12 protein-coding genes are annotated in these 16,219 nt (G+C 73.6%); 1 reads left to right on the top strand and 11 read right to left on the bottom strand.

Annotated features, from left to right (window positions below):
- Window positions 1-36: 36 nt before the first annotated feature.
- The 5 genes from BUE48_RS01800 to BUE48_RS01780 form a co-directional block, all read right to left on the bottom strand.
- Entirely contained in the window at window positions 37-702 is a 666-nt protein-coding gene (locus BUE48_RS01800) for an L-2-amino-thiazoline-4-carboxylic acid hydrolase (protein ID WP_286988523.1), read from the bottom strand.
- A 425-nt stretch (window positions 703-1,127) separates the two neighbouring features.
- Entirely contained in the window at window positions 1,128-4,523 is a 3,396-nt protein-coding gene (locus tag BUE48_RS01795) for a non-ribosomal peptide synthetase (RefSeq protein ID WP_286988522.1), read from the bottom strand.
- Between the two features lie 38 nt (window positions 4,524-4,561).
- Complete coding sequence (locus BUE48_RS01790; protein WP_012850744.1) at window positions 4,562-5,365, bottom strand: ABC transporter ATP-binding protein; 804 nt, start codon at window positions 5,363-5,365, stop codon at window positions 4,562-4,564.
- Window positions 5,366-5,436: 71 nt separating this feature from the next.
- Window positions 5,437-6,462: a FecCD family ABC transporter permease gene (locus BUE48_RS01785; protein WP_012850743.1), complete on the bottom strand. Its 1,026-nt coding sequence runs from the start codon at window positions 6,460-6,462 to the stop codon at window positions 5,437-5,439.
- Complete coding sequence (locus BUE48_RS01780) at window positions 6,459-7,520, bottom strand: FecCD family ABC transporter permease (RefSeq protein WP_012850742.1); 1,062 nt, start codon at window positions 7,518-7,520, stop codon at window positions 6,459-6,461. The genes BUE48_RS01785 and BUE48_RS01780 overlap by 4 nt, the downstream gene beginning before the upstream one ends.
- A gap of 229 nt (window positions 7,521-7,749) precedes the next feature.
- Here BUE48_RS01780 and BUE48_RS01775 point away from each other — a divergent pair, with 229 nt between their 5' ends.
- Window positions 7,750-8,316, top strand: a complete 567-nt coding sequence (locus BUE48_RS01775; protein ID WP_286988520.1) for a DUF6939 family protein — start codon at window positions 7,750-7,752, stop codon at window positions 8,314-8,316.
- A 118-nt stretch (window positions 8,317-8,434) separates the two neighbouring features.
- On the opposite strand, the gene cydC is transcribed toward BUE48_RS01775, so the two are convergent.
- The 6 genes from cydC to BUE48_RS01745 all read right to left on the bottom strand — a co-directional run bounded on the left by cydC (window position 8,435) and on the right by BUE48_RS01745 (window position 16,152).
- Window positions 8,435-10,210, bottom strand: a complete 1,776-nt coding sequence (gene cydC, locus BUE48_RS01770) for a thiol reductant ABC exporter subunit CydC (RefSeq protein WP_286988518.1) — start codon at window positions 10,208-10,210, stop codon at window positions 8,435-8,437.
- A 117-nt stretch (window positions 10,211-10,327) separates the two neighbouring features.
- Window positions 10,328-10,561 (bottom strand): hypothetical protein, encoded by a 234-nt coding sequence (locus BUE48_RS01765; RefSeq protein ID WP_286988516.1) that lies wholly within the window; start codon window positions 10,559-10,561, stop codon window positions 10,328-10,330.
- Window positions 10,562-10,661: 100 nt separating this feature from the next.
- Window positions 10,662-12,323, bottom strand: coding sequence for a thiol reductant ABC exporter subunit CydD (cydD, locus tag BUE48_RS01760; protein WP_286988514.1), 1,662 nt, complete (start codon window positions 12,321-12,323; stop codon window positions 10,662-10,664).
- Window positions 12,320-13,411: a cytochrome d ubiquinol oxidase subunit II gene (gene cydB / locus BUE48_RS01755; protein ID WP_286988512.1), complete on the bottom strand. Its 1,092-nt coding sequence runs from the start codon at window positions 13,409-13,411 to the stop codon at window positions 12,320-12,322. The genes cydD and cydB overlap by 4 nt, the downstream gene beginning before the upstream one ends.
- A gap of 18 nt (window positions 13,412-13,429) precedes the next feature.
- Window positions 13,430-14,818, bottom strand: coding sequence for a cytochrome ubiquinol oxidase subunit I (locus BUE48_RS01750; RefSeq protein WP_012850736.1), 1,389 nt, complete (start codon window positions 14,816-14,818; stop codon window positions 13,430-13,432).
- 287 nt (window positions 14,819-15,105) lie between these two features.
- Window positions 15,106-16,152, bottom strand: coding sequence for a DUF2804 domain-containing protein (locus BUE48_RS01745; protein ID WP_012850735.1), 1,047 nt, complete (start codon window positions 16,150-16,152; stop codon window positions 15,106-15,108).
- Window positions 16,153-16,219: the final 67 nt, after the last annotated feature.

The following is a 16,219-nucleotide window of genomic DNA, read 5'->3' as shown; positions in this document are numbered from 1 at the left end:
GGCATGGGGATGGCGTTCAGAGGAAACCAGGCCGGATCAGCTGTCCGTGTCGCCGGTTCGGATGAAGTGGAACGGGCAGTGGGTTCCGCCCAGGCCGATGGTGGTGGTGCGTTCGAAGCGGAAGCCGTCCCGTGCAGGGTCGATCGCCTCGATCCAGTTGGCGTCGAACGCGCACAGCACCGGTGTCAGCTCTGGGGCGGAGTTGGCCACGAGCACCTCGTGGTAGAAGCAGCGGCGGACCTCCAACAGGTAGTGGCGGTCGTCGTCGGCGCGATGGAAGGTGAAGCCCTTGCCGAAGGCGTGTTCCTCGCGGGTCTTGCACAGCGCCACCATGGCGGCGAACGGGTCCGGCGCGGCGTCCAGCATCGCTCTGGTGCCTTCGCGAATCGCCGCGCCCAGCGGCTCGGCCAGTGCCCGCCGCACCGCTTCGATGGCGGCCGGGCGGCCCAGGTGCGATCGCAGCGTCCGGTAGGCCGCCGTCACCGCGAGGGTGATGCGGAGGTTGTGGCGTGCGGGCTCGTCCACGATCAGATGCGCGTTCGTCTGCTGCAGCTCCTCGTGCCGTGCCCGCATGGCACCGATGAGCTCGGCGGAGATGCCGTGGGCGGCGAAAAAGCCGAAGAAGCCGTCGAGGAGGGCCGTGATCTCTCGTTCGGGGTCGGGAACGTAGTCGCCTGCGAGTTCGAACCGGTCGGTGGGCATTCGGTCGGTCCTTTCGAGCCGTCCCGGTCTCGAAGCACGGACGCGACACCGCGCGGAGCAGAGCCGACCGTGCTCGCGACCAGGCGAGCACGCCGGCGCGCTCCACCGACCTACCAGGCGCCGACGAACTCCTGTTGGGTTCTGACGCCCCTATTGTGACACGCCGCCCCGGCGTCGACCGCGCGAAGCCCACGCGAGCGTTTTGGGCGACAGACCTGCCGCTCAGGCCGTTCCCGTGAACGCAACGTCCCTAGAACCTGCCGGCGGCCGACCGGACGCCCGCGGGGAAGCGCCGACTCGACGCCTCCTCAGACGGGAGCGGACGGGGAATGATCCCCGGCTCATCGGCGGACCACGGCGCCCCTGGGCGAGAGGCATCCCCTCGGCGCCGGGGGTCCCGTTCCGGCGCCGAGGGGCGTTTTTTGTCAGGCGGAGCCGGACAGGTGGGCCTCCACCTCTTCGTCGGTCATGTCGGCGACGGTGAGCCAGATGTCGGCGACGGCCTCCAGGCGGCCGGGGGTCTCCTCCAGTTCGGTGAAGCGGCGGGCGATGCGGGAGACCGTGCGCTGGGCGAAGATCACGCGCACCGGCAGGGAGGTGGTGTCGAGGGCCTCGCGCAGGCGCGCGACGACGGTGGTGGCCAGGACGGAGTCGCCGCCCAGGGCGAAGAAGTCGTCCTCGGCGCCCACGCGCTCGATGCCCAGGACCTCGCCGATGGTGCGGGCGATGACCTTTTCCAGGGCGGTGGCGGGTTCGACGTAGGTCGCGGCGGCCTCGCCGGCCTCGGCGGCGGCCAGGGCGGTGAGGGCCTTGCGGTCGATCTTGCCGTTGGCGGTCAGCGGCAGCTCCTCCACCCGCACCAGCAGTTCGGGGACCATGTGCGGGGGCAGCAGGTCGCGGACGTGGTCTTGCAGCTCCTGGCGGTCCACCTCACCGGAGGCGGGCACGATCGCGGCGGCCAGGCGGGAGCCGGCCAGCAGCGCCACGGCGCGGCGGACCCGCGGGTGGCTCTCCAGGGCGGCCTCGATCTCGCCGAGCTCGATGCGGAAGCCGCGGACCTTGACCTGGTGGTCGCGGCGGCCGAGGAATTCCAACGTGCCGTCGGGGCGGTAGCGGGCCATGTCGCCGGTGCGGTACCAGCGCACGCCTTCGTGGGTGACGAAGCGGTCGGCGGTGCGTTCGGGGTCGCCGCAGTAGCCCTCGGCGACGCCTCCGCCGCCGATCCACAGCTCGCCGGGCACCCAGTCGGGGCGGTCGCGGCCCTGCTCGTCCACCACCCGGCAGGCCACCCCGCGCAGCGGCACCCCGTAGGGGACGGCGTGCCAGTCCTCGGGGACCGGGCCGGAGACCTCCTGGACGGTGGAGTGGATGGCGGTCTCGGTGGTGCCGCCCAGCGCCACGAACCGGCATCCGGGGGCGCGTTCGGCCAGCATCCCCGGCAGGTGGACGCCGACCCAGTCGCCGCCCAGCAGCACCACCCGCAGGCTGCGCACGTCCCCTCCGGTCTGCAGCAGCATCTCCAGCACCGAGGGGACGCAGTTGAGGACGGTCACCGACCGGCGCGCCACCAGTTCGGCCCAGCGGGCGGCGTCCTTGCGCTCCTCCTCGGCGGGGATGACCACCGCGCCGCCGGCCGTCCACAGCGCGAACAGGTCGAACACCGACAGGTCGAAGTCCAGGGCCGAGATGCCCAGCGAGACGTCCCGCGGCCCGAGCGAGAACCGTTCGATCAGGTCGCCGATGGTGTTCATGGCGGCCCGGTGGGAGACCTCCACGCCCTTGGGCTCGCCGGTCGAGCCGGAGGTGAACAGCACGTAGGCGACCTGGCCGGGAGTGATGGGCACCGGTTCGGCCAGCGGCTGGGCCTGGGCCAGCGCCCAGGTCAGCGCGGCGGGGGTGAGGGAGAGCGCGATCTGCGCGGTCTTGGTGATCTTCTCGCGGCGGGCGGGGGGCTGCTCCACGCCGATCGGCACGTAGGCGGCGCCGGCCGCCAGCACGCCGAGGACGGCCACGGCCTGGTCGGGGCCCTTGGGCAGTTCGATCGCGACCCGGTCGCCGGGGCGGACGCCCTGGGCCACCAGGTGCCCGGCGACGCGCAGCGCCCGGTCGGCCAGTTCGCCGTAGGTGAGGGTGCCGTCGTCGTCCCAGTGGACGGCGGGGGCCTGCGGGTTGTGCCGGGCGTTCGCGAAGAAGCCTTCGATGAGGGTGCGCGGGGGCGGGGCGGGCCGGGCGTTGAGCCGCTTGCGGATCTCCAGTTGCTCGGGGGGCGCCTGGATGCGCAGCGGCCGGCTCCAGTCGGCGTCGGGGGCGCCCAGGCGGGTGACGGCGTCGGTGTAGGCGGCGAACATGGCGTCGGCCACGCCCTCGGGGAAGGCCGGCTCGCGCACGTCCCAGTTCAGCAGCAGCCCGCCGGAGACCTCGGTGACCTGGGCGTCCAGCAGCACCTGGGGGCCTTGGGAGATGATCCAGACCGGTTCGCCGAAGAGGGCGCGGACGCGCTCGTCGAACAGCTCGCCCAGATTCAGCGCGCTGGTGTAGACGATGGGGGCCAGCACCTGCTCGCCGCGCTGCCGGGACAGGTCGCGCAGCACTTCCAGGCCGGAGTAGTCGCTGTGGGTGCCGGCGGTGTGCAGTTTGGCCTGCACGGCGCGGGCGCGTTCGACGAACGGCAGCTCCTCGGTCAGGTCGATCTCCAGCAGGATCGACCCGGTGAAGTCGCCGACCAGCTTGTCCACGTCCGGGTGGACGGGTTCGCGGTGGAACAGCGGCAGGTTGAGGATGAAGCGCGGGGTGGCCGACCAGGCGCCGATCACCTCGGCGAAGATCGTGGCCAGCGCCATGGCGGGGGTGACGCCCTCGCGGTGGGCGCGGGTGATGAGCTGCCGCTTGCCCTCCGGGGACAGCCAGTGGTGCTTGCGGACGACCCGGTGGCCGGGCTTGGGGACGACCGGCAGTTCGGGCGGGCCGGGCAGGTCGGCCAGGCGCTGGGCCCACCAGGCGCGGTCGCGTTCGCGGGCCTGCGCGCGGGGGTCGGCGGCCAGGTAGCGGGCGTAGCTGTAGCGCAGCGGCGGCAGCGTCTCGCCCTCGTACAGGGCGGCCAGGTCGGCCAGCATGGTGCGGTAGCTCATCGCGTCGGCGGCGACCATGTCCACATCCAGGTGGAGCCGGGCGGTGCCGGACGGCAGCAGGCTCAGCCGCAGGTCGAAGACCTTGCCGGTGTCGATGGGCAGCCGCTGGGTGGACATCTCCCGGCGCACCCGCTCCAGCTCGGCCTGCGGGTCGGCGGCCCGCCGCAGGTCGAGGACGGTGATCGCCGGGCCGGGGCGTTCGGGGAGCACCCGCTGGGTGCCGTCGTCGCAGATCGCCACCCGCAGCATGGGGTGCCGCTCGACCAGGGCCCGTACCGCCTTCTCCAGCCGCCCCGGGTCGATGTCGCGGCCGTCCAGTTCCACGTACAGGTGGGCGGCGACCGAGCCGAGCTCTTGTTCGCTGTCGCGGCCGATCCAGTAGGCGTGCTGCATGAGCGCCAGCGGGAACGGCCCGTCGGGCTCTTGCGCGTCGGCCGCGGGCTCTTGGGGCGCCTCGGGCTCGGCGGCGGGGGCGAGCGCGCCGCGTTCGGCCAGCAGCTCCCACCACTGCGCCAGGGTGGGGCGTTCGGCCAGCTCGGCGAAGGTGATCTCGATGCCGCGTTTGCGCAGCCGGCCGGTCAGGCTCATCAGCCTGATGGAGTCCATGCCCAGCTCGATGAGGTTGTCATGCGGGTGGACCTGCTCACCGAGCACCTGGGTCAGCGACTGGTGCAGTTCTTCCCTGGTCAGCACAGAACGCCCCCTCTGAACTTAGGTAAGGCTAACCTAATTCAGAGGGTTTCGGGCGTCAACGCCCGGCGCCGGTCCATCGGCACCACCAGCGGGGCGCCGGTCTGCGGGCACTCGATGATCTGGCAGGGCAGCCCGAAGACCCGCTCCACCAGCTCGGCGGTGACGATCTCGGCGGGACGGCCCTGGGCCACGATCCGGCCGTCGCGCATGGCGATCAGATGGGTGGCGTACCGGCAGGCCTGGTTGAGGTCGTGCAGCACCGCCACCAGCGTGCGGCCCTCCTCGTGCAGCCGCGCGCACAGGTCCAGCACCTCGATCTGGTGGGCGATGTCCAGGAACGTGGTGGGCTCGTCCAGCAGCAGGATCGGGGTCTGCTGGGCCAGCACCAGCGCCAGCCACACCCGCTGGCGCTGCCCGCCCGACAGCTCGTCCACCACCCGGTCGGCCAGGTCGCTCACCCCGACCGCCGCCATCGCCTCGGCCACCGCGCGCTCGTCCTCCCGCGACCACTGGCGCAGCAGCCGCTGGTAGGGGTAGCGGCCGCGGGCCACCAGGTCGGCGACGGTGATGCCGTCGGGGGTGAGCGGCTGCTGGGGCAGCAGGCCGAGCCTGCGGGCCACCTGCTTGGCCGGCAGCGCGGTGATCTGCTCCCCGTCCAGGTACACCGCGCCCGCCCGGGGCCGCAGCAGCCGCGACAGCGCCCGCAGCAGTGTCGACTTGCCGCAGGCGTTCGGCCCGACGATCACGGTGAACGAGCCGTCCGGGATCTCCACCCCCAGGTGCTCGGCGATCACCCGCTGCTCGTAGGCCAGCGTCAGATCCTGCGCCCGCAACCGGCTCATACGCCGCTCCCCGCTTCCGTCCCCGGCGCTCCCGGGCGCCGGTGCCCGCCCATCGGGCCTTCGTCCCATGCTCAAATGGCCCCCCTCCGGCCCGTGCGGGCCAGCAGCCAGGCCAGATAAAGGCCGCCCAGCACCCCGGTGACCACGCCGACGGGCACCGGGACCGGCAGCTTCAGCGAGATCAGGTCGCCGACGGCCAGCAGCGCCGCGCCCATCAGCCCGGCCGACAGCAGGTGCGGGCCGGTGCACCGGGTCAGGGCGCGGGCCAGCGGGGCGGCCGCCAGCGCCACGAACGGGATCGGGCCCACCGCCGTGGTCGCCGCCGCGACCAGGCCCACCCCGGCCACCACCAGCACCGCCCGGGAACGCTGCACCGGCACGCCCAGCGCCCGGGCGGCGTCGTCGCCCAGCTCGCCCATGCGCAGCCGCCCCGACTGCGACAGCGCCAGCGGGACCAGCACGGCCAGCGCGCACCCCAGCGGCACCACGTGCTCCCAGCCGCGGCCGTTGAGGCTGCCGGTCAGCCAGAACGCCGCCTCGTACGCCTCGCGCAGCTCGGCCCGGGTGATCAGGTAGGAGTTCAGCGCCTGCAGCATCGCCGCCGCCCCCACGCCGACCAGCACCAGGCGCTGCCCGCTCACCCCGCCGCCCCGGTAAGACAGCAGGTACACCGCGGCGGCCGTGCCCACCGCGCCGGTCACCGACCCGGCCACGATCGCGGCGGTGCCGCCGCCCAGCACCAGGATCTGCAGCAGCGCGCCGGTGGAGGCGCCGGCGGTGAAACCGATCAGGTCGGGACTGCCCAGCGGGTTGCGGGACATGCTCTGGAAGATCGCCCCGCTCATCCCCAGCGCCAGCCCGGCCAGCAGGGCGGTGACCGCCCGCGGCAGCCGCAGCTCGGTGATGATGAACTCACTGGCCCGATCGCCCCGGCCGAGCAGCGTCAGCACCACCTCCCCGGGTGCGATCTGAAACTCCCCGGTGCCGATCACCAGCACCGACGCCGCCAGCGCGACGGCCAGCACCCCGGCGCCGACCAGCGCCGAACGCGGCTGCCACCGCACCGACAGCGTCCCGGCGCGCACCACCCGGCTCACAGCTTGGGCATCCTTCCGCGGCGGACCAGCATGATGAAGATCGGCGCCCCCAGGAACGCGGTGACGATCCCGGTCTCCAGCTCGGCCGGCGGGGCCACCACCCGCCCGACGATGTCGGCGCCCAGCAGCAGCACCGGCGCCAGCAGCAGCGAGTACGGCAGCACCCACCGCTGGTCGGGGCCGACCAGGGCGCGCACGATGAACGGCACCGCCAGTCCCAGGAAGGCGATCGGCCCCACCGCCGCCGTCGCCGCGCCGCTGAGCAGCACCACCGCCAGCGCCCCCAGCGCCCGGGTGCGGCCCAGGGAGCCGCCGAGCGCCCGCCCGGCCTCCTCCCCCAGCGCCAGCACGTTCAGCGACCGGGCCAGCGACAGCGCCAGCAGCACCCCGGCGGCCATGAACGGCCCGACCTGGGCGAGCGTGGCCAGGTCCCGGCCGGCCAGCGAGCCGACCTGCCAGAACCGGAAGCTGTTGAAGCCGTGCGGGTCCAGCAGCATCACCCCGTTGGTCAGCGCGCTGAACACCGCGTTGAGCGCCGCCCCCGCCAGCACCAGCCGTCCCGGCGTGGCGCCGGCCCGCCCATAGGAGCCGATCATGTACACCAGCAGCACCGCACCGGCCGCCCCGGCGAACGCCGCCCACACATACACCAGCACCTGGTCGACGTCGGCCAGCCAGATGAGCAGCACCACCGCCAGCGCGGCGCCTCCGTTGACCCCCAGGACCCCCGGCTCGGCCAGCGGGTTGCGGGTCAGCGCCTGCATCAGCGCGCCCGCCAGCCCCAGCGAGGCCCCCACGGCCAGCCCCAGCAGGGTGCGCGGCAGCCGCATCTCCTGGATGATCAGCGCGCTCTGCGACCCGTCCGGCTCGAAGATCCCCGGCAGCACCCGGCTCAGGGGGACGCGTTCGGCCCCGATCGCGAAACTCGCCATCACGATCAGCACCAGCAGCCCGGCCAGCAGGAACAACCCGGCCACCCGGCCGCGCCGCAACGCCCCGGCCACGGCGGGTTGCGGGGGGTCGTCGCGCAGGGGGGCCTCGCGCACCGGAGTCAACACGATCTTAGGCTAGCCTAAGCTAACCCCACCCTTGAAGGGCATGCGGAATGTCGGTGGCGCCGGAGAGAATGCCCCCGCTCGGCGAGCCTTTTCAGCACGTTGTTTCCGCGGTTCGGGACGGGTGACGTCGCGTTCGGGGACGGCGCCGCGGGCCACGAGGGCACGGTTTGCGGCCCCCGGGGAGCGGCGTGGCGGAAAAGGCTCGGTTCCTCGGCGAGAAGGTGCCCCGATGGCGATTCATGTGGCGAACCGGCGCCGGGCGAGGGCGTCCATCGAGGCGGCCCATCCCGGTGCGCTGATCCTGGACGTCACCTCCCGCGCCGAACGACCGTGGGTGAGGTTCAGCCCGTTCTACCCGCACGGCGGCATTCCCGTGCCATTCTCCCCCGGCGTCACCGCCCAGTCGGTCGAGGGCATCTGGCAGGCGCTGAAAGTGTTCGCCAACGCCGATGTCGACCCGGCCAAGCTGGAAATCACCACGATGAAAGGGCTCAAGCGCACCGTCCGCAAGCACGGCCCGGTGCGCGGGCACCGGGCGGGGCTGACGGGCGAGGTCCTGCTGCCGTACGAGCAGGCGCGCCGGCAGATCTACCTGCCGTCCTACCGCTGGGTGCTGGAGCACCGCGTCGCCGACCTGATGGACCGCCTGAAGGAGCTGAGCTCCCGCGGCGACATCGTACTGCTGGACTACACCACCAACGGGGACGTGACCGACCTGTCGGCCCCGCTGTCGCACGCCGCTCTCATCCGCTGCCACATCGAAGACCGCTGGCCCGCATCGCCGGCCGCCCCCTGAGGGACACGGGGAACGGCCGTCATCCGGCGGGCGGCGCATCGGGCGCCGACGCCGGCCGAGCCGCTGGACGGCCCGCTCCGGCCTGAGGGCCGGGGGCCTGCGCCGCGGATGTCCCGGGTCACGGCACGGCGCAGGCGTCCGGGGCGGAGCACCGCCACAGGGTGCGGTAGAGGCCGGGGCGGGCGAGCAGCTCGGCGTGGGTGCCGCGCTGGACGACGTGGCCGGCGTCCAGGACGACGATTTCGTCGATCTCCTCCAGGCCGGTCAGGTCGTGGGTGATGAGCAGGGTGGTGCGGCCCTGCGTGGCGCGCAGCAGGTCGGCGGTGAGCGCGGCGGCGGTGGGCCGGTCCAGGTGGGCGGTGGGCTCGTCCAGGATCATCAGGGCCGGGTCGGCCAGCAGGGCGCGGGCCAGCGCCAGGCGGCGACGCTCGCCGCCGGACATGCGGGCGCCGCGGGCGCCGACATGGGTGTCCCAGCCGTCGGGCAGCGACTCGATCCACGGCAGCAGCCGGGCGCGGGCGGCGGCGCCGGCCAGTTCGGCGTCACTGGCCTGCGGGCGGGCCAGTTTCAGGTTGTCGCGGACGGTGGCGTCGAAGATGTGCGGATCCTGGGGGCAGCCGCCGATCAGCCGGCGCACCTGGTCGGAGGCGAAAGCGGTCAGATCGGTGCCGTTGAGGGTGATGGTACCGCCCGCCGGGTCCAGAAAACGCAGCAGCAGGGCGGCCACGGTGCTCTTGCCCGCGCCGCTGGGACCCACCAGCGCGACCCGCTTGCCGGGGGTCAGGTCCAGATCCAGCCCGTCCAGGGCGAGCGGGCCGCCTGGGGTGTAGCGGGCGCGCACGCCGCGCATCCGGACCGTCAGCGGCGGCTCGGGCGGCGGCGCCGGCGACGGCGGCTCGGCGACCGGGTCGGGGGCGTCCAGGACGTCGAGGATGCGGGCGGCGCCCGCCCGGGTCTCGGCGAGCTGGGCGGCCGCGGCGGGCAGCGCGCCCGTGGCCTCGAAGGCGGCCAGCGCGGTCAGCGCCAGCACCGCCAGCGGGACCCGGCCCAGCGTCCCGTCCTCCACCGCGGCGACCCCCAGCAGCAGCACCGCCCACACGGTCAGGCCCGCCGCCAGCGAGGCCAGGGCCGCCCCGGCGGCCTGCACCAGCGCGCCGCGGCGGCTTTGGGCGGTCAGTTCGGCGTCGGCCTCGGCGACGGCGGCCAGCGCCCGGTCCTGGGCGCCGAAGGCGTGCAGCTCGGCCGCCCCGGCCAGGGCGTCCACCACCCGGGCGGAGACGGCGCCGCGGGCCCGGGCGGTGCGGCGCCCGGCGGCGCGGGCCCGGGCCGCCGACAGCGCCGGCAGCAGCGCCCCCGCCACCAGCAGCCCGACCGCCAGCATCCCGGCGGCCGGGGCCAGCAGGAACGCGCAGGCGGCGACCGCCCCGCCGCCGGCCAGCGCGGCGGCGGCCACCGGCACCACCCCGCGCACGAACAGGTCCTGGGTGGAGTCGACGTCGCTGACCAGCCGGGAGAGCAGGTCCCCTGAGCGCAGCGGGCGCAGCCCGGCCGGGGCCAGCCGCGCCAGCCGCCGGTAGATGCGCACCCGCACGTCCCCCAGCACCCGGAACGCCACGTCGTGGGCGGTCAGCCGCTCCAGGTAGCGGAAGACGCCCCGGCTGACGCCCAGCGCCCGCACCATCACCACGGCGATGGTCAGCGCGGTGACCCCGGGGTGCTCGGCGGCCCGCGCGATGAGGAACCCGGAGGCCCCCAGCAGCCCGATACCGGCGGCGGTGGTGGCCGCGCCCAGCACCGCCGCCAGTACCAGCCGCCCGCGCACCGGCCCGGCCGCCGCCAACAGCCACATCAGCGGCCGGCGCCGGCGCACGGAAGTCGAAGCAAGAGCGGTCATGACGTCATCTCCCAAGACGAGAACCCGTCCAGGCGCCCCTCCCGGAGGCGAACCCGGGCCGGCGGCCGCCCACCGGGCTGCGAGGTGCCGGTCGGATGGAGGCCCGGACGGCCGGGGTCACGGCACCGGCTCCCGGGCGGGCCAGTCCTGCCGGGCGGGCAGGCCGGATCCGGCGGCGGGCGCTGCCACGGGCCGCCTCAGCCCGCGGCCGTGCAGGACCAGGACGGGCACGGCGGCGATCGCGACGCCGACGCCGAAGGACGACAGGCCCGCCAGGCGGACCACGCCGGAAGTGGCGGCATGGCCGGTGGCCGACAGCAGCCGGCCGCCGCTTCGGACCAGATCGATCATGATGTCTTCTCCAGGGGTCGGTGCGGCCGCCGGCCGCAGTGGACGGGGTGGGAAACGCCCGGTGGGCGCCGGGACGCCCCGAGGAAAGGCAGCCCGCTCATCACGCCACCGCCAGCGAACGGGACTCCCTCAGCCGGCCCGCCTCGATGTGCACGACGCGGTCGGCGAAGTGCGTCCAGGTCGGGTCGTGGGTGACCAGCACGACGGTGCGCCCGGCGGCCAGGCGGTGCACCGCCTCCTGAACGCCGTGGGCGGTGAGCGGGTCCAGGTGGGCGGTGGGCTCGTCCAGCAGGACCAGCGGGGCGTCGCGCAGGAAGGCGCGGGCCAGAGCGACGCGCTGGCGCTGGCCCGACGACAGGCGGGCGCCGCGTTCGCCGACGCGGGTGTCGTAGCCGTCGGGCAGCGCTTCGATGAACTCGGCCAGCCCGGCCTGGGCGGCGGCGCGGCGGACGTCGGCGGGCGAGGCGCCGGGGCGGCCCAGCCGGATGTTGTCGGCGATGGTCCCGTCGAACAGGTGGGGGTGCTGCGGCACCCAGGAGATCTGCTCGCGCCAGGACTCCACCGGCACGTCGGCGAAGCTCACCGTGCCCGAGGCGGGTTCGGTGAAGCGCAGCAGCAGGCTCAGCAGGGTGCTCTTGCCCGCGCCGCTGGGGCCGACGACGACGATCCGCTCGCCCGGCTCGATGGTCAGCGACGCCTTCTCCAGGGCGGGACGGTCGCGGTCGGGGTAGCGCACGGTCACCTCGTCCAGGACGATCCGGTCGCGCCGCAGGTCCGCCGCGGCGCCGCCGCCGGCCGGGCGCCGCGGCAGCGGGGTGTCCAGCACCTCAAAGGCCCGCTCGGCCGCCGCCACGCCCTCCATGCCGGCGTGGAACTGGGCGCCGACGGCGCGCAGCGGCAGGTACGCCTCCGGCGCCAGGATCAGCACCAGCAGCGCCGTCTCATACGGCACGTCGCCGTTCAGCAGCCGCAGCCCGACCTGGACGGCCACCAGCGCCACCGCCAGCGTGGACAGCAGCTCCAGCACCAGCGCCGACAGGAACGCCACCCGCAGCACCCGCATGGTGATCCGCCGGTGCGCGCCGGTCACCTCGGCGATCACCTGCGCCTGCGCGTCGGCCCGGTTGAACAGCTTCAGCGTCGGCAGCCCTTCGACCACGTCCAGGAAGTGGCCGCCGAGCCGCTGCAGCAGCCGCCACTGGCGTTCGGTGCGGGCCTTGGTGTGCAGGCCCACCAGCACCATGAACACCGGGATCAGCGGCAGCGTCACCGCGATCACCATCGCCGACAGCAGGTCCGCGCCGGCGACCACGGCCAGCACCGCGACCGGGGTGATGCACGCCAGCGCCAGCTGCGGCAGGTAGCGGGCGAAGTAGACGTCCAGGGCGTCCAGGCCGCGGGTGGCGACGGTGGCCACCTCGCCGGCGCGTTTGCCGGCCGTCCACTGCGGCCCCAGGCCCAGCGCGTGCGCGATCAGGCGGCGCCGCAGCAGCGAGCGGACCGTGCCGGCGTAGTGCAGCGCGGCGGCCTCGCCCAGGCCGTGGACGGCGGCGCGGGCCACCACCACCGCCAGCAGCGCGCCGAGGGTCCACCGCAGCTCGCCCGGCCCCCGGCCGTGGAACGCGCCCGCCAGCGCGTGGGCCAGCAGCGCCGCCTGGGCCAGCACCAGGCCGGTGGTGACGGCGCCCAGCACCACGGTGAGGGCCAGGAAGATCCGGGCCGGGCGGGCGTGCCGCAGCAGCCGGGGGTCGAGCGGCTTCATGCGCGGCTCCGCTCCACGGCGTGCTCGGGCTCGTGCGCCTTCGCGGGACGGGCGGGCGCGCCGCCGCCGGAGGGCGCGGGCGGCACGATCGCCTCCCGGGTGAGCCGCTTGCGGAACACCCAGTACGTCCAGGCCTGGTAGGCCAGCACGATCGGGGTGAAGATCACCGCCACCCAGGTCATCACCTTGAGGGTGTAGGGGGTGGAGGCCGCGTTCTCCACGGTCAGGCTGTAGGCGGGGTCGATGGTGGACGGCAGCACCGCCGGCCACAGGTCGCCGAACATGGTCGCCACGGTGGCGACGATGGCGACCGCGGTGCCGGTGAAGGCCCAGCCGTCCCGGCCGCGCAGCGCGGCCGCCACGCCGCCGGCCAGCGCCAGCGCCGCCACCGCGGTGGTGGCCCAGGTCCACGGCACCCCGAACCGCACCCCGGTGATCACCAGGAAGGCCGCGGCGATCGCCACGGTGGGGGCGGCGAGGTACCGGACCGCCCGCCGGGCCTGGTCACGGACGTGGCCGCGGGTCTTCAGCGCCAGGAACACCGCGCCGTGCAGGGTGAACACCGTCAGCGTGGTCAGCCCGCCCAGCAGCGCGTACGGGTTGAGCAGGGTCAGCAGGGTGCCGGTGTAGTGGTGCTGGGCGTCCAGCGGCACGCCCTGCAGGATGTTGGCGAACGCCACGCCCCACAGCAGGGCGGGCACCGCCGACCCCCAGAAGATGGCCAGGTCCCAGTTGCGGCGCCAGCGGTCGCTGTCGACCTTGCCGCGGTACTCGAAGGCCACCCCGCGCACGATCAGCGCCGCGAGGATCAGCAGCAGCGCCAGGTAGAAGCCGCTGAAGAGGCTGGCGTACCACTCGGGGAAGGCGGCGAAGGTGGCGCCGCCGGCCACCAGCAGCCACACCTCGTTGCCGTCCCAGACCGGGCCGATCGTGTTGATCATGACCCGGCGGTCGGTGTCGGAGTGCGCCGCCTTGCGCGGGGCCAGCACCGGCATCAGCACCCCGACCCCGAAGTCGAAGCCCTCCAGCAGGAAGTAGCCGGCCCACAGCACCGCGATCAGCAGGAACCAGACTGTGGTGAGTTCCATCGCTCACTCTCCGCGTCGTCAGTAGGTGAAGGAGGGCATCGGTTCGTCTTCCTTCGGCAGCTCCTCTTCCTTGGGCGGCCCCTGCTTGGCGAAGCGCGTCATCAGCACGCCCGCCACCACGGCCAGCACTCCGTACAGGACGGTGAAGACCGCCAGCGAGACGATCACTTCGGCGCCGCCGACCGTCGGGGAGACGCCGTCGGCGGTGCGCAGCATCCCGTGCACCACCCACGGCTGCCGGCCCATCTCGGTGAAGATCCAGCCGGTGGTGTTGGCCAGGTAGGGCAGCGCGATCCCGATCAGCGCCGCGCGGGTGAACCAGCGGCTGCGCGGGGTGCGGCCGTCGCGGGTCAGCCACAGGCCCCACAGCGCGATCGCGGCGGCCAGCGCCCCGAAGCCGATCATCAGCCGGAAGTTCCAGTAGGTGATCGGGACGACGGGGATGTAGCTGCCGGGGCCGTAGAGGGCCTCGTAGGCGCGCTGCACGTCGTTGATGCCCTCGACCTGGCCGTTGGGGTCGCCGGTGGCCATGAACGACAGCAGGTGCGGGATCCGCAGGCTCCACAGCTCCTCGCGGCCGTCCAGGCTGCCGATGGTGAACAGCGAGAAGGACGCCGGCGCGGAGGTCTCATACAGCGCCTCGGCCGCGGCCATCTTCATCGGCTGCTGCTCGGTCATCACGCGGGCCTGGATGTCGCCGGAGATGAACACGCCGATCGACGCCACCAGCGAGACGATCAGGCCCAGCCGCAGCGCCGGGCGGAACACGTCGGTGTCGCGGTGCTTGTACAGGTACCAGGCGGCGACCCCGGCGATCAGCATGCCGGCGGTGATCAGCGACGCGAAGATGACGTGCGGGTAGGCCGCCAGCGTGGTGGGGTTGGTCAGCACCTCCCAGATGCTGGTCAGCTCGGCCCGCTTGGTGTCGGGGTTGATCCGGTAGCCGACCGGGTGCTGCATCCAGGAGTTGGCGGCGATGATGAAGTAGGCCGACAGCGCGGTGCCGATCGCGAACAGCCAGATGGTGGCCAGGTGCACCGCCGGCTTGAGCTTGTCCCACCCGAAGATCCACAACCCCAGGAAGGTGGACTCCAGGAAGAACGCCAGCAGCCCTTCCATGGCCAGCGGGGCGCCGAACACGTCACCGACGAACCGCGAGTAGTCCGACCAGTTCATGCCGAACTGGAATTCCTGGACGATCCCGGTGACCACGCCCACGGCGAAGTTGATCAGCAGCAGCTTGCCGAAGAACTTGGTCATCCGCAGGTACCGCGGGTCCTTGCGGCGGTACCAGATCGTCTGCATGACCGCCACCAGGGCGGCCAGGCCGATGCTCAGCGGTACGAAGATGAAGTGATAGACGGTTGTGATCCCGAACTGCCATCGGGCTAGGTCCAGGGCGTTCACGGGCTCTCCTCCGGTGGGGCGGGGCACGGATGCGGCCACGCGGTCGAAACCCGGCCCCCCGTTGACGAATCCAGCGATTCCAGACCATCACCGGGCCTGCGCCCACCTCAGGGCCGAAGGTCCATCGCCCGATGGGACCTTCGGCCCTGCCCAGGGGGTCATTCCTCCTGGTCAGAGCGCGTTTTCGCAGGTGGCCGCGCGTGTCGCCGCCACGGACAGTCCGCTTTCGCCACGCTGTGTTTTCAATCACGTTTTCCCAGCTCAACGGCCCTTTCGGGTGACGGAGCTCACCAGCGCATGCGAACCTCCTCGGCCCAGCCGAGCAGCCCGTCGATGGGCACGTCCCGTCCGTCGTCGGTGCGCACCCGCCCGTGGTAGCGGCCGAAGCACTGGTCGGTGCGGTTGGCCAGCAGGACCGCGTTGGTGCGGACGACCCGGTCGTGGAACGGGGTGAAGGTCAAATCGACCTGCTCGCCGTCGGGGGTGCGGATCGTCCAGGGGGCCAGGAAGTCGCCCGGGTCGTAGCGCCACTGCAGCTCCTGGCCGATCTTGGTGAGCCGGCCGTCCACGCACAGGGCGTTCTCGGTGGCGCCGGTGCCCTCGGTCCACTTGCCGCCCAGCTGCAACCCGACGACGTGGCCGCCGCTGCGGCCGGAGGCGGCGCCCCAGTTCCAGGTGATCGAGTGCGGCCAGCGGCCCCTGCCGTGGTCGAGCACGCCCCAGGCGTCCTCGCCGAACTCGTAGGTGGACGAGCCGATCCGCACGGTGCCGGTGGCGGGACGGGCGGTGTGCTTGGCGGTGTACTGAAAGCGCCGGTCGCTCCAGGGGACGACGACGCCCAGCGTCTCGTGCCCGGCGGGCAGCGCCACCTCCAGGTCGGCCTCCAGCGGCCGCCGGTCGGGGGTCAGGCAGCGCGCCCGCAGCCGGGTGCCGCCGGGCAGCGCCGTGATCTCCACGCGGACCTGCCCGCCGGTGGGGCGCTCGGGGCCGACCACCACGTCGGTCGACGGGTCGCCGGGGGTGCCGGCGATGACCGGCGGCAGCGACACCCCGCGCCCGAACGGGACCAGCGCGGTGCGCTCGAACTCAAACCCGCCGTACTCCAGGAAGTAGACGCTGTTGAGGGCCAGGAAGTCCAGGTCGCTGACGGTGACGGCGAGCAGGTGGGTGGGGGTGGTGACGCACCAGTACTCCCAGCGCTTGGTGCGGCCCCAGCCGCGCAGCCGGCAGGTGTGCAGGGGGCGGCGCGTCCAGCCCGCCGCCGCGGGGTTGAGCCGCCCGTCCGGCAGGCACAGCTCGACGGGCTCGGTGATCTCGCGTTCGGTGGTGGACATCGGCTCAGCATAGAAACGGCGATCGCCGGTTTGGCGACACCGTGCCCCCATCTTCTAGATTCGTGTC

The organism is Thermomonospora sp. CIF 1 (assembly GCF_001896795.1).
Classification (GTDB): Bacteria; Actinomycetota; Actinomycetes; order Streptosporangiales; family Streptosporangiaceae; genus Thermomonospora; species Thermomonospora curvata.
This window is presented reverse-complemented; position numbering and strand designations above follow the sequence as displayed.

What these genes read in the sequence shown, in the direction of transcription:
- cydC (WP_286988518.1), bottom strand. Translation starts at nt 10,210, where the DNA reads ATGACCGCTCTTGCTTCGACTTCCGTGCGCCGGCGCCGGCCGCTGATG.
- BUE48_RS01790 (WP_012850744.1), bottom strand. Translation starts at nt 5,365, where the DNA reads ATGAGCCGGTTGCGGGCGCAGGATCTGACGCTGGCCTACGAGCAGCGG.
- cydD (WP_286988514.1), bottom strand. Translation starts at nt 12,323, where the DNA reads ATGAAGCCGCTCGACCCCCGGCTGCTGCGGCACGCCCGCCCGGCCCGG.
- BUE48_RS01800 (WP_286988523.1), bottom strand. Translation starts at nt 702, where the DNA reads ATGCCCACCGACCGGTTCGAACTCGCAGGCGACTACGTTCCCGACCCC.
- cydB (WP_286988512.1), bottom strand. Translation starts at nt 13,411, where the DNA reads ATGGAACTCACCACAGTCTGGTTCCTGCTGATCGCGGTGCTGTGGGCC.
- BUE48_RS01745 (WP_012850735.1), bottom strand. Translation starts at nt 16,152, where the DNA reads ATGTCCACCACCGAACGCGAGATCACCGAGCCCGTCGAGCTGTGCCTG.
- BUE48_RS01775 (WP_286988520.1), top strand. Translation starts at nt 7,750, where the DNA reads ATGGCGATTCATGTGGCGAACCGGCGCCGGGCGAGGGCGTCCATCGAG.
- BUE48_RS01765 (WP_286988516.1), bottom strand. Translation starts at nt 10,561, where the DNA reads ATGATCGATCTGGTCCGAAGCGGCGGCCGGCTGCTGTCGGCCACCGGC.